Origin of the sequence: Alteromonas sp. S167 (assembly GCF_036864375.1) — a bacterium.
Lineage (GTDB): Bacteria > Pseudomonadota > Gammaproteobacteria > Enterobacterales > Alteromonadaceae > Alteromonas.
Map to the genome: position 1 here is coordinate 186,733 of NZ_JAZETR010000006.1, position 13,956 is coordinate 200,688.

Annotated in this window: 10 protein-coding genes; 6 read left to right on the plus strand and 4 right to left on the minus strand. The window is 44.5% G+C overall.

The features are described 5' to 3' along the window. Positions 1 to 6 precede the first annotated feature (6 nt). The 4 genes from edd (at position 7) to V7R35_RS11195 (ending at position 4,802) form a co-directional block, all read left to right on the plus strand. Positions 7 to 1,833 (plus strand): phosphogluconate dehydratase, encoded by a 1,827-nt coding sequence (edd, locus tag V7R35_RS11180; RefSeq protein WP_334014912.1) that lies wholly within the window; start codon positions 7 to 9, stop codon positions 1,831 to 1,833. Next, positions 1,833 to 2,786 (plus strand): glucokinase, encoded by a 954-nt coding sequence (glk, locus tag V7R35_RS11185; protein ID WP_334014913.1) that lies wholly within the window; start codon positions 1,833 to 1,835, stop codon positions 2,784 to 2,786. The genes edd and glk overlap by 1 nt, the downstream gene beginning before the upstream one ends. Before the next feature lie 3 nt (positions 2,787 to 2,789). Continuing rightward, positions 2,790 to 3,434 carry a bifunctional 4-hydroxy-2-oxoglutarate aldolase/2-dehydro-3-deoxy-phosphogluconate aldolase gene (locus tag V7R35_RS11190; protein WP_334014915.1) on the plus strand — a complete coding sequence of 215 codons (645 nt, stop codon included), beginning with the start codon at positions 2,790 to 2,792 and terminating at the stop codon, positions 3,432 to 3,434. Positions 3,435 to 4,190: 756 nt separating this feature from the next. Further along, the gene (locus V7R35_RS11195) at positions 4,191 to 4,802 is read left to right on the plus strand and encodes a hypothetical protein (RefSeq protein ID WP_334014916.1); all 612 of its coding nucleotides are present in this window, start codon (positions 4,191 to 4,193) and stop codon (positions 4,800 to 4,802) included. Positions 4,803 to 5,176: 374 nt separating this feature from the next. On the opposite strand, the gene V7R35_RS11200 is transcribed toward V7R35_RS11195, so the two are convergent. The 4 genes from V7R35_RS11200 to gap all read right to left on the minus strand — a co-directional run bounded on the left by V7R35_RS11200 (position 5,177) and on the right by gap (position 9,108). Next, positions 5,177 to 5,593, minus strand: a complete 417-nt coding sequence (locus V7R35_RS11200; protein WP_438823468.1) for a tyrosine-type recombinase/integrase — start codon at positions 5,591 to 5,593, stop codon at positions 5,177 to 5,179. A gap of 336 nt (positions 5,594 to 5,929) precedes the next feature. Then, on the minus strand, positions 5,930 to 6,541 hold the full coding sequence (locus V7R35_RS11205; protein ID WP_334014917.1) for a hypothetical protein: 612 nt from the start codon (positions 6,539 to 6,541) through the stop codon (positions 5,930 to 5,932). A 545-nt stretch (positions 6,542 to 7,086) separates the two neighbouring features. After that, a complete protein-coding gene (locus V7R35_RS11210) occupies positions 7,087 to 7,938 on the minus strand; it encodes a D-hexose-6-phosphate mutarotase (protein ID WP_334014918.1) in 852 nt (283 codons plus the stop codon). 174 nt (positions 7,939 to 8,112) lie between these two features. Beyond that, positions 8,113 to 9,108: a type I glyceraldehyde-3-phosphate dehydrogenase gene (gene gap, locus V7R35_RS11215; protein WP_334014919.1), complete on the minus strand. Its 996-nt coding sequence runs from the start codon at positions 9,106 to 9,108 to the stop codon at positions 8,113 to 8,115. Positions 9,109 to 9,357: 249 nt separating this feature from the next. Here gap and malQ point away from each other — a divergent pair, with 249 nt between their 5' ends. Further along, positions 9,358 to 11,556, plus strand: a complete 2,199-nt coding sequence (gene malQ / locus V7R35_RS11220) for a 4-alpha-glucanotransferase (RefSeq protein ID WP_334014920.1) — start codon at positions 9,358 to 9,360, stop codon at positions 11,554 to 11,556. A 127-nt stretch (positions 11,557 to 11,683) separates the two neighbouring features. Next, positions 11,684 to 13,873 carry a 1,4-alpha-glucan branching protein GlgB gene (gene glgB / locus V7R35_RS11225; RefSeq protein WP_334014921.1) on the plus strand — a complete coding sequence of 730 codons (2,190 nt, stop codon included), beginning with the start codon at positions 11,684 to 11,686 and terminating at the stop codon, positions 13,871 to 13,873. Positions 13,874 to 13,956 lie beyond the last annotated feature (83 nt).

Consider the following 13,956-nt stretch of genomic DNA (forward strand, 5'->3'; position numbering starts at 1 on the left):
AAGAGAATGAATCCAAAAATTGCTGAAGTTACGCAACGAATTATCGAGCGTAGTAAAGAAACGCGCAAAGCGTACCTAGAAAAAATTGAAGAGGCACGACGTCAGGGCCCGCACCGTGGTGCGTTGTCGTGCGGTAACCTTGCACATGGTTTTGCGGCATGTGGCTCTAGCGAAAAAGCCGATCTTCGCTCAATGACCAAAGCTAACGTAGCTATTATTTCGTCGTACAACGACATGCTGTCTGCGCATCAGCCTTACGAAACGTATCCGGCTATTATCAAAGAAGCAGTGAAAGAAGTAGGCAGCGTGGCACAGTTCGCGGGCGGTGTACCTGCAATGTGTGACGGTGTTACTCAGGGCCAGTCTGGTATGGACTTAAGCTTGATGAGCCGCGATAACATTGCTCAAGGTGCAGCTATTGCGTTGTCTCACAACATGTTTGACAGTGCGCTAATGCTGGGTATTTGTGACAAAATTGTTCCTGGGCTACTTATTGGTTCATTGACATTTGGCCACCTTCCAACAGTGTTTGTGCCAGCAGGCCCAATGCCATCGGGTCTTCCGAACAAAGAGAAAGCTCGCGTTCGTCAGCAGTATGCTGAAGGCAAGGTAGGCCGTGACGCGCTTTTAGAAGCTGAGTCTCAGTCTTATCACTCTGCGGGTACTTGTACGTTCTACGGTACGGCTAACTCTAACCAGTTAGTGGTTGAGATGATGGGTCTGCATCTTCCTGGCTCTTCGTTTGTAAATCCGGGCACGCCGCTTCGTGACGCTTTAACAAAAGCGGCGGCTGTTCAAGCTACTCGACTTACTGATCTTGGCGATAACTATACGCCAATCGGCCATATTGTTGATGCAAAAGCGATTGTTAATGGCCTAGTAGGGCTATTAGCTACTGGTGGTTCAACAAACCACACAATGCACCTTATCGCGGTTGCGCGTGCAGCTGGTTACATCGTTAACTGGGATGACTTCTCAGATATCTCAAACGCTGTACCGCTACTTACACGTATTTATCCGAATGGTTCTGCCGATATTAATCACTTCGTTGCAGCAGGCGGTATGTCGCTGCTTATCCGCCAGCTTCTAGATGCTGGCTTATTGCACAACGACGTTAAAACCATTTGTGGCGAAGGTCTGGATTTCTACACCAAAGAGCCTGTGCTTATTGATGGCAACCTAGAATGGCGAGATGGCCCGACAGAGTCGCTTGATAAAGAAGTACTTGCTACAGTTGAAAACCCATTCAAGCCAGACGGTGGCCTTAGTGTACTAGACGGTAACCTAGGTCGCGGTGTTATTAAAACGTCTGCACTGCGTAACCCGCAATGCACGCTTAAAGCGCCTGCCGTGGTGTTTGAAGATCAGTTCGAACTGGATGATGCGTTTAAATCTGGCAAGCTTGATAAAGACTGTATTGTAGTTGTGCGCTTCCAAGGCCCATCAGCTATTGGTATGCCCGAACTACACCGCTTAACACCACCACTAGGTGTGCTGCAAGACCGTGGCTTTAAAGTAGCCTTGGTGACAGATGGCCGTATGTCTGGTGCGTCGGGTAAAGTACCAGCTGCAATCCATGTTACACCAGAAGCCTACAAAGGCGGTTTGCTTGCAAAAGTACACGACGGTGACCTAATTGAATTGAACACAGTTACTGGAGAACTTACGTTACACGTTGATGAGGCAACCCTTGCTGAGCGTGAAGCGCAGCCTGCAAACTTGGCTAAACATCACGTTGGTATGGGCCGAGAAATGTTCGCAGGTATGCGTGCAATGCTTACCGGTGCTGAAGAAGGTGCGTGTTCACTTTTCTACACGCAGGAGCAAGCATAATGAGCCAGAAGTTTGTGGCTGATGTTGGCGGTACAAATATACGTTTGGCTCGGGTAACCGAGTCGGGCGTGGCTGATATCAAAAAATACATGTGTAACGACTTCGCCAGTATCGACCTTGCCATTGCACAATACTTTTCTGATATGCCAGAGCATGTATTCACAGAAGGGTGCATTGCTATTGCATGCCCTGTGCTTGGCGACCAGGTAGAAATGACCAATCACAGCTGGGCGTTTTCACAAAATGCGCTGCGCTCTCAATTGAAGCTAGATGCGCTTTACGTAATTAACGACTTTACAGCGGTTGCACACTCATTGCCGGTACTGGGAAGCGACCAGGTTATTCCTATTGGTGAAGGTATTGCGAAAGAGAATGGCAATATTGCGGTATTTGGTCCGGGTACTGGCTTAGGTGTTGAGCACATCACAATGACATCGTCAGGCTGGCAAACGCTGGATGGCGAGGGCGGTCATGTTGATTTTGCACCAGTTGATGAAACTGACGTTATTGTGTGGCGACACCTTCACGCTATGTTCGGTAGAGCATCAGCTGAAGAGGTAATGTCGGGCCGCGGAATTTTAAACATCTACACAGCACTAGCAAAGCATGCTAATGAGCCAGTGGAGTTTACCGAGCCAGCACAAATTACCGACGCCGCGCTAGCGGGTTCATGCAAAATTGCAGAGGCAACACTTACGCAATTCTGTCGCATTATGGGTAGCTTTGCCGGCAACCTGGCACTGAATATGGCTACCACAGGCGGTATCTTTATTGGCGGCGGCATTGCAAACCGTTTCCCAGATTTCATTAAGAATAGCGACTTCAGAGCCCGCTTTGAAGCAAAAGGCCAAATGAAGCACTACGTAAAAGATATCCCCACCTATTTGATAGCAGAACCTGACCATGGTCTTCTTGGTGCAGCTGCTTATCTAAATCAAAATACAGCGAGCTAAACTATGACTACGAAATGGAAATATACGCCAGAGGAAATTTTTGCAGCGGGTCCAGTTGTACCTGTGCTGGTAATTAATGACGTTGAAAAAGCAGTGCCTCTAGCGAAAGCGCTCATGGAAGGTGGTATTAAAGTACTGGAAGTAACGCTACGTACGCCTTCGGCTATTGATGTTATCAAGCGCATTGCAGACGAAGTACCAGACTCACTTATTGGTGCTGGTACGGTAACTAACGCACAGCAGCTTAAAGCCGTTGTTGAAGCAGGCGCTAAATTCGCCATCAGCCCAGGTATGACAGCCGATTTGCTTAAAGCGGGTATGGATGCAGAAATTCCACTTATTCCTGGTATTTCTTCTACGTCTGACCTTATGAAAGGTAAAGACGCAGGCTATACGCATATGAAATTCTTCCCTGCAGAAGCGTCGGGCGGTGTTAAAGCGATTAAGTCTATTAGCGGCCCGTTCCCTGACGTAACGTTCTGCCCAACAGGCGGCATTGGCCCTAACAACTACAACGATTATTTAGCGCTGAATAACGTTAAATGCGTTGGCGGTTCGTGGCTAGCCCCAGATGATGCTATTGAGTCGGGCGACTGGGCACGCATTACACAGTTGGCTAAAGAAGCGATTGCTGGTGTAAATAAATAAGTATTTCTCCGAATTGAAATAAGAGAAAAGGGACGCTAGTTGCGTCCCTTTTTTATGGCTGGTATGTACGTTTCGATGGTGAATATGACCATAGGCATGCTGGTAACGACTCAGGTGAGTCGCTCACATTTGACCTGACGTTTTTACGTGCGGGTGATATATAGCATGACTGTCGGATGTAAACTAAGTGTGGGCTTTCTAGAGTAAGAACGTCTGATTTGCACGTTTAACAGACCTTCACAAAAAATTTTCCATCTCCAAGGTCAGTAGACTAACACAAAGAACAACTGCACACTGAGATGCAAATCTTTGGTAAGGAAACCATTGCTAGCAACTCAAACTCATAACTAAACACGACATCGTCCAGAACAGACGTTACTGTATCAATTGGTCGAACATCACTATCCTGAATTTCTAAAGCACCTGTCGCATAAAGGAAAGTCGTTATCGCACCATGTAGAGAAAGAGTTTGAAGAATTTCTCATACATGGTCGATTGGACCATGGATTTCTACGTGTTGCTTGTGATGATTGTAAGTATGAGAAACTGGTAGCGTTTGAATTTCTTATACTTAATCTTTTTTGGTTAACTGCAGAAAATGCAACCAGTTAGTTTCGAATTGCCCACTTATACTGTCTGAGAAATTTACACTTTTAAAACAGATTTTCGTAACGATTTGTTTTTTATGAACATTATTTTTGGCACTTTTTGTGCTCATGTAAGTAAAGAGCACAGAAGCATATAGAAGGCAGTCACATGAAAAATATAACCGTAAAGATATTTGCTATTTTTGGCTTATTTATAAGCTTACACGCCCAGTCCAGTGTCATATATTCGTCACCAGATTGGGAAAAACCAGGTACTCAGGGTAATGCGTGGTGTGCAACTTGCGGAGGTTCGTGGTTCGTTAGCGACGAATTTACGCTAAATTCCGGAGCTACTATTGGCGGTACAAACTTAGAGGTCGCTAATTGGTACGGGTCTAATTGGAATGTAAACCTTTCAATTTGGGATGTTAGCTTAACAACCAAACTGTTTGAAACTGTAGTTAGTTCGTATGCGACTATGGCAAGCTCTACCCCTAGTTCAGTTGTTTTGAATATGTTGTTTGACGGTCCAACTCTGGCGGCAGGTTCTTACCGTATGCAATGGTTCGAACAATCTAACATGGCAATTTATACTTATAGCGGTAACTCAAATACGTCTCTGCAAGGTTCTACTCGCACTAGCATCAACTCTACTGGTGGTATGCCCGCGGAAGGGGTTAGATTTCAGGTTCTTGCTACTTCAGTTGAAGTATCAGCACCTCCTACCTTAGGGCTGTTTGGCCTAGTTCTTATTGCAATATGCAGATTAAGAAGAAAGTAAACTTCTAGCACTTTCGTTAACAAGGCATAAGCAATAATGTTTTCGGATTTGTGTGAGAAGTGAGCGAAAATAGTTCAACATGTTGTGGTGAACCGAAATGACAAGAGCAAGCTACCTTCTCTAGGGCACCACGTTACTGCTTATCCTAGCTTACAACTAAAAAAGAGGTTCTATTTTAAATGAGTAGAGGTTTTTTCGAATTTCGAAAAGGTCTTTTGAAAGTTTTAATTGAGCGGTCGCTTCCGGTAGGAAGCGAATGTTCAAAATTCCGATATTCCAAGTTTGCTGAACGACCGCTCCATTGTCTACAGCGGACAAGCGCGTTAGTAACCTTCAAGGTCCGCTTTACGCTCATAGCAGCCCAACTCATTATCCTAAGTTTTAATAGATTCTGATATTTCTAAAGCGTCGTCCACTTCAATGCCTAAGTAGCGGACAGTGCTCTCTAGCTTCTTGTGGCCCAGCAAAAATTGCACTTCCCGAAGGTTCTCAGTCTTCTTATAAATGAAATAGGGTTTGTTTTTGCGCAATGAAAATGAATAGGTGCTGTAGAGCGAGGCATCTAGCCCGAGTTTTTCAATCCATCCGCGAAAAATGCGATTGTATTGTCTAGTTGATATGTGCTCAACTTTGTTTATGCGCGATTTAAAAAGGCAATCAGACGCTTTTAGAACAGCTTTCTTTACCCAAGCCAAGATCGATTCTCCCGTTTTCGGAGTTATCTCAAATTGGACAGGACTTCCAGTTTTTGCTGAACAACATGGGTACGCCTCAGCACTGAACTCCCGCAAACAACATCTGATACTTTGAGTTTAACGAGGTCACAACCTCGTAGTTTGCTATCAAGACCAAGATTGAATAATGCGAGGTCAAGCGTCCGGCCTTCAAGTTTTAGTCGAATTCGGATACCCCATATGTGAGATAACTTAAGAGGCTTTTTCTGCCCAATAATGCGGTCTTTGTTCCAAGGTGTGTGAGTTTGTTGCCATGACTTGTCTCCTGCTTTGTAGGAAACATAAGTATGGCAGTAAAGTTGACTGGCGAAAGTTAGATAAGGAACTGAACTTCAGAGTGTAAGTTGTAAAGATTAGACGAGAAACAACAGTCCAAGTAAACATTTATCAAATTCACTCGCTAACAGCGCAGTCGCTTCGGTTTAAATCGCAAACTAATCCAGTCGTCGACTTAGTATATTCAACATCGCTTTCTATCAAGTTCGACAGAAAACTTTGTAATAATTCCTCATCCATTAAAGATGCCATTTCAAGATGTGTTAAATCTTCAAATGTGTGGCGTTTTACAGTGTTGTTTTGAATGTTGTTCCAGTCGCTAGCCAACGTAACTTTGTCTGCTGTCGACGTATACACATAGGTGGCTTTAGCATTTACTTCTACTGCATCAACAATATTAATGTCTTTCGCCTGAAGTTTTGCATTGCTGTAAACAATATCAACGGCGTTGTTTATGTCTTCTTCTTCAATAAACACAGAGTAGAACTTATCTTTGTGAAGCATTTTCCAAAGCGCCAGTGTTGAGTGATGAAAATCTGTCATAGGAGCAATTAAATGCAGTCTAGATGTTTCTAGTGCTGAAGCCACGCGTTGCGCTGCAACGCTACCCATCGACACGCCAATAACATCCACTTTTTCTGGGTTCCTTTTTTGAACTTCAGATAAAACCGGTTCAACGGCATTAAGGCCGAATGAAAAGTTACTACTGGCGTTAGCACTTTCAATCACTATTACATCTGCGCCTGTAACGTTATTAAGTCATGCTTGATGAAATGCAACAGTCTGTTTAGGCGTATTAAAACCAGGAAATACAATAATTAGGTGGTTACTGTTTTTGGGAGGTGGGATATCGTCGTCTCGAAAGTTCCAACGCTTGTGTTTGTCATCTATTTGAAGTGTAACATGCAGATTAGTAAAGCGGTGTTCTGGTTGATTTTGAACAGTAACACAGTGTTTGTTTTGCGAGCATAAATGTAAAACTTTAAAAATTTCTGACACGTTTTCATCGACGGCAGGCGAATACTGAGAAGCTATTTGATGCGCGACCAAATGCGCACAGCCTGTCAGGTTTAAAAGTAAGGGGGCAAATAAAAATGATGTTAAGACGACCTTTAGCAACCTAAATGCAATTCCTTTGCTTAACATAAGTCATCCAATTGGCTATTAGTAAATTATGCGCTGTCAGCTAAAAAATGGTCGTGGGAGTCTTAGTTAACTTACCACGGCCATTTTTAGTACGAAGCTGCTGATTCCGCTTATTAAAACGTTTTTCGCTATCGAGGCACCACAACCTGTGTAAGCGCATGACTTTCACCTGGCTCTAGAGTTTTTCCTTGGGTTAGGGAAGTCTCTACACAAATCATGTGTTTGTAACCAAAGGGGTCCATATCTGAAATTGATGCGGCGCCCAGCCACGGGTTCCATACCACTAGCGAGTCGTTACCTTCTGATTTAACGTCAGTAAAAGCACTCTTTTCAACTTCAATTGTAGTGTTTTTAACAGCGCTAAGGTGAATGCGATCTGTTTCACCGGTAATGGTATAGGGGGTAGGAGAAGGCTTGATTTGCCAGTCTGCAAGTTTGTCTTTGTAGTCTCCGTCAATGCCTTGAAGCTCAGTGTGATTGATATGGTCGACATGGAAATAGCTGTGAAGCGCGCAGTTATATTTAAACGGCACCGTACCCGTGTTCTCGGTAATAAGCGACATTGTTAATGTATCGCCAATGATAAGTTGCAACGTAACGTTGCAATCGTATTCGAAGCCTTGGGCGCGGGTAAAGCTAGGGCGTAGCGTAATGCTTGTGCCTTCTTCTGTATCTTGTGAATCCACTAGCTTCCACACCTGGGTGCGCAAAAAGCCGTGAGCGGGTAGGGCACCTTTCTCTTGTCCGTGGTCGTCACTAAACCATGGCCAGCATACAGGTACACCGCCTCGTATTGGGCGCTCTCCGTTTAAATACGCATGTGGGCTTACCCAAAGGCGTTCTTTTCCATCCAATTTAGGTACAAAAGACAGAACATGCCCACCAAACAAACTGACTTTCGCTGTCGCTTTGTTATTGTCTATCTCAAGAAAAGTAAGTCCATTAGACTCACTTAGCGAAATTGAATTAACGGGTGACATAAACCCTCCTTGGTGGGTGATAGCTTAAAAACAGTGACAGGGAAAAGCGTGTTTGTCACCACCTTCATATGAATGTGCCGATGAAAATAAAAAAGGTGCAAACACAATGTTTACACCTTTTCAGATTAACTCAAATAAATGACAAATAAACTAAATATTTGTTATGAATGCCGTTTATTTAGAAATGTGAGCAACCAAGTCTAGTACTTTGTTTGAGTAGCCCCACTCGTTGTCGTACCAAGATACTACTTTTACAAACGTATCAGTTAGTGCGATACCTGCTGTGGCGTCAAACACAGATGTGCGCGCGTCACCTACGAAGTCATTAGATACCACAGCATCTTCTGTGTAGCCCATAATACCTTTAAGCTCGCCTTCAGAGGCTTCTTTCATTGCCGCACAGATAGCGTCGTAGCTAGTAGGCGTTGCAAGGTTAACGGTTAAGTCCACAACCGACACATTTGGTGTAGGTACGCGGAACGCCATACCAGTAAGCTTACCGTTAAGTGCTGGGATAACTTTACCAACGGCTTTCGCTGCACCTGTAGAAGATGGAATGATGTTTTGGCCTGCGCCACGACCACCGCGCCAGTCTTTCATAGATGGGCCATCTACTGTCTTCTGAGTAGCAGTAGTAGCGTGTACGGTAGTCATTAGACCGTCAACAATGCCGAATTTATCGTTAAGCACTTTCGCTAAAGGTGCAAGACAGTTTGTTGTACAAGATGCGTTAGAAACAATGGTTTCACCTGCGTAGCTGTCTTGGTTTACGCCCATAACAAACATTGGCGTGTCGTCTTTAGATGGCGCAGACATTACAACTTTCTTTGCGCCCGCTTCAATGTGCTTTGCTGCTGTTTCTTTAGTTAGGAAAAGACCCGTAGATTCAACCACTACATCTACGTCAACTTCGTTCCACTTAAGTGCAGCTGGATCGCGCTCTGACGTGATACGGATAGTTTTGCCATTAACAATTAGTGAATTATTGTCTACAGTTACTTCACCGTCGAACAAACCGTGGGTAGAGTCGTACTTTAATAGATAAGCAATGTAGTCTGTGTCCAGCAAGTCGTTAATAGCCACTACTTCGATGTCTTGACGCTCTGCTGCAGCGCGCATTACCAGACGTCCAATACGGCCAAAACCGTTGATACCGATGCGAATTGTCATAACGTACCCCGATAAATTTTAATAAAATATGAAAATAAATTACGTAAAGTATGGATCAAAATGCCATAATTAGCAAAATAAAAAGCTAAAGTGTTGCAAAATTACGAACAATGACTTTTGCAATCGTATTCAGATATCGCCCGAGCGCGGTTTCTAGAATAATGTTAAAAAATTGTTTTATACGTATGTGCTTTAGTTTTCTCTTAAGCACGATAGCGTTACTCTATCGAACAACAGGAATTACACACCATGACACAACAACTTCTGCAACAATTGGTTGAAATGCGGGGAATAGAAACCCAGTACGTAGACGCATGGGGAAATCCAGCAACCATCGCAGAATCGAGCAAGGCTAAGTTGTTAAATGCACTTGGCTATGACACCAGCAGTGACGAAAAAATTCAGTCACAAATTGCACAAGATGTTCAATCTGTTTGGTTGTCTCCGTTGAACCCTGTTCAAGTTGTACGCCGTGGTGAAGACATTACGTTATCGGTACGTTTACCTATAGAGTTAGTAAACGATGAGCACGTACTTACCGTTACCCTGGAAAGCGGTGAGGTGCTTACTCACGCGTTCACGCCTGTAGATGAAAGCATGACAACAATGGCGCATATCGACGACGTTGAATTCCATGAATACGTGGTTGCGCTGCCTTTAGATTTACCGCTTGGCTATCACGATGTGGCGCTATCAGCAGACGGCGACCAAATTGCCACGTCACGTATTATTATGGCACCACAGGCTTGCTTTACTCCTGATCCTATTAAACAAGGGAAGAAAATTTGGGGTTTAAGCGTTCAGCTTTATTGTGTGCGTAGCGAAAACAACTGGGGGATTGGTGATTTCTCTGACCTTGCTCAGCTTATCGAGAAATCGGCAAGTGTGGGTGCAGATTTTATTGGCTTAAACCCAATTCATGCGCTTTATCCGGCTAACCCTAATGCATGCTCTCCATATGGTCCAAGTTCACGCCGCTGGTTGAACTATTTGTATATCGACGTAACGGCAGTAGAAGGCTACGACGATGCGTCAGTACAAGCGTTAGTATCAAGCGACGACTTCAACAAAACGTTAGCGCATGCGCGTAACGTAGAACACGTAGATTATGAGGCGGTTGCACATCTTAAACTTGCTGCGCTTCGTGCGGTATTTGATGTTTACGACGCAAAATACTTAACTAAGAGCACTAAACAGAACAAGGCCTTTAAAGCGTTTGTTGAAGCTGGTGGTGAAAGTCTTGATATGTTAGCGGTTTACGATGCACTTCAGTCGTCGCTTAAAGCGCAAGGAAAGGAAAGCTGGGGCTGGCCTGTATTCCCTGAAGAGTTTAAAGATTATCACAATCCTGCAGTGGCTAAGTTTAAGAAAGCGAACGAGCAAGACGTTAAGTTCTACCTATTTTTACAGTGGATTGCGGCGCAGCAACTAGAGCAAGCGAGCAATAAGGCTACTGAAGCTGGCATGACTATTGGCTTGTATCGCGACCTGGCGGTAGGTGTAAGCGAAGGAAGTGCGGAGATTTGGGGTAATAAAGACCTTTACTGTACCGACGCCAGCGTTGGTGCTCCGCCAGATATCTTAGGCCCATTAGGCCAAAACTGGGGTCTTCCGCCAATGGACCCACGTAAGCTTTACGAACAAGCTTATCAACCAATTATCGACCTATTCGCTTCTAACATGGCGTCCTCAGGTTCACTTCGAATCGACCACGTTATGGCACTTCTGCGTTTATGGTGGGTAGTGAAAGGCGACGATGCAAAAGAAGGTGGATACATTTATTACCCTGTAGATGACCTTCTAGGTATTTTGGCATTAGAGAGCCATAGAAACCAAAGCTTAGTCATTGGGGAAGATCTTGGGACCGTGCCAGAAGAAATCCGCAGCAAGTTGGCAGATAACGGCGTTTATTCATACCGCGTGTTCTTCTTTGAGCAAGCGGAAGATGGCGGTTTCTTCTCTCCTAGTCACTACCCAGTGCAGTCGATGTCAACGTTGACTACCCACGATATGCCAACCCTTATTGGTTACTGGCACTGCCTTGATCTTGAACTTGGTAAAGAAATTGGTCTTTATCCTACACAAGAAATTTTGGATACGCTTTACACCGACCGTCACGACAACAAACAGTCTATTTTGGATACGCTTCACGGTCACGGCTCTGTAGGTGATAACGTAGGTCGCGATGTGAACTATGTTGGCATGAACCAAGACCTAAACTATGGCATGCAGGTGCACATGGCAGGCGGTTCAAGCGCGTTACTAAGCCTACAGCTGGAAGACTGGCTGCAAATGGATAAGCCAGTAAACATTCCAGGTACGTTTGACGAGTATCCAAACTGGCGCAGAAAGCTTACGCAAAACATTGAGACAATGTTTGAAAATGCACAAATTAATGAGTTAGCCGCTAAACTTACACACGCAAGAAAGCAAGCGAGTAACAAGTAATAGCCTAAATTGGATAGTTGAATTAAAGAAGTGACTTAGTGCTTCTTAATCGAGTAAGATGAAGCGTCAATTCTGGCGCTTTACGAATTAAACCCGCTGCAATGCGGGTTTTTAATAGGAGTAGCGAATGCAACAAGTAGTGCAGCAGTTTGAACAAGCGGCATGTTCACAGCCATTTTCCCAACTGGGTGTTGTAGAAAACAACGGAACGTTTCTTCTTCGTATCTGGAGACCAGGTGCGAAGTCTATTTCAGTTAAATGGGAAAACGCTGCACTACCAAAGGTTACGCTACAGCCTGTTTCAAATACGGGCTTATTTGAAGCTGAAATCTCCAAAGCGCATTGCGGCCATACCTATTCTGTAAACGCAGAATACGAAGATGGCGAGCACACTTACTTCGACCCTTACCAATTCACTGAAAATGCCTATCACGCCGTACATTTTATCGATGCCAAGCCAGCAAACTTGTATCAACAAGCGGGCGCTCAGCTATTAAGTGTCGATTCAACCGAAGGTACGGCAATTAACGGCGTGCGTTTTTGTGTGTTCGCACCCAATGCCAGCGCTGTGTCGGTTATTGGCGATTTTAACCAGTGGGACGGTCGCGTTAATCCTATGGAAAAGACGTCTATGGGGTATTGGGTGTTATTCATCCCTGGCCTGCAGGCGAATGAACGCTATAAGTATCAAGTGAAAGATGCAAAAGGCCATGACCTTCCGCATAAGGCCGACCCATTAGGCTTTAGCGCAGAGCAATATCCGTCGCACGCGTCTAAAGTTTTCGACCATACCGCATACACGTGGAACGATGAAAAGTGGATGCAAAGTCGCAAAACCAATAAATACGAAACGCCAATGAGTATTTATGAGGTACATCTTGGTTCGTGGAAACGACCGGATGCGCAAAGTGACGCACGCTATTTATCTTACCGCGAGTTGGCCGATGATCTTATAGGTTATGTTAGCGACATGGGCTATACCCACGTTGAGCTTTTGCCTGTGTCAGAGTTTCCTTTCGACGGTTCGTGGGGTTATCAACCCGTTGGCATGTTTGCGCCAACAAGTCGTTTTGGCAATCCTGACGACTTTAAGTATTTTGTGGATAAATGCCACCAAGCAGGTGTTGGTGTAATTATTGACTGGGTTCCTGCACATTTCCCTGAAGATGGACACGGCTTAGCGCGATTTGACGGCACCTGCGTGTACGAATATGAAGATCCAAAGAAAGGGTGGCACCCTGACTGGAATTCGTGCATTTACGATTTCGGTAAAGACACTGTTCGTCAATTCTTAGTGGCAAACGCACTGTTTTGGCTAGATAAGTTCCACGTTGATGGCCTTCGTGTAGATGCAGTAGCCAGTATGCTTTATCTTGATTACTCGCGTAACGACGGTGAGTGGATCCCAAATGTAGACGGTGGCAATGAAAACTACGAAGCCATTAGTTTGCTGCGCTGGATGAATGAAGAAGTATATAAGCATTTCCCAGATGCAATGACCATAGCGGAAGAGTCGACATCGTTTCCTAAAGTATCTCGACCTGTATTTGATGGCGGCTTAGGCTTTGGATTTAAGTGGAATATGGGCTGGATGCACGATTCACTGCATTACATTGCCAAAGACCCCGCCTATCGCAACTATCACCACGGTGATATTACGTTTAGCATGGTGTATGCGTTTGATGAGAACTTTGTACTGCCTATTTCTCACGATGAGGTTGTACACGGTAAAGGCAGTATGCTGAGAAAAATGCCAGGTGATGAATGGCAGCAAGCTGCAAACCTTCGCTGCTACGCAGGTTTTATGTACGGTCACCCGGGCAAGAAACTCAACTTTATGGGCAATGAGCTTGCTCAATCAAGAGAGTGGAACCACGACGCTGGCCTAGATTGGGATTTACTTCAATACGAAAAACATGCGGGTATTCAGTCTTTGTATAAAGCACTTAATAAGCTTTATACGACAACGCCGGCGTTATACGAGTTAGACCATCATCATGAAGGCTTTGCCTGGATAGATCATGAAAACGCAGATCAGAGCGTGGTCTCTTTCGTACGTTCTTCTAAAAACGGTAGTCAGAAAGTATATGTGGTCTCCAACTTTACCCCAGTACCGCGAAACAATTTTAGACTGGGTGTAGATGCACCATGTACGCTTGAACTTGCGCTTAATACCGATGATAAAGCATTTTGGGGTAGTGATTTTGCTACCGTGCCACGTGTGGTTTCAACGCCAACGCCATGGAACAATAGGCAGCATTCGGTAGACATAAATCTACCTCCATTGGCTACTGTGTTTTATGTAACGTCACAGTAGTGAATGAAGTAGCGTTGTTTTAAGTTTGTTTTGAGAAAAAAAGCGCACTTATACTTTTTTAAAAGCGGAATACATAGGTAACG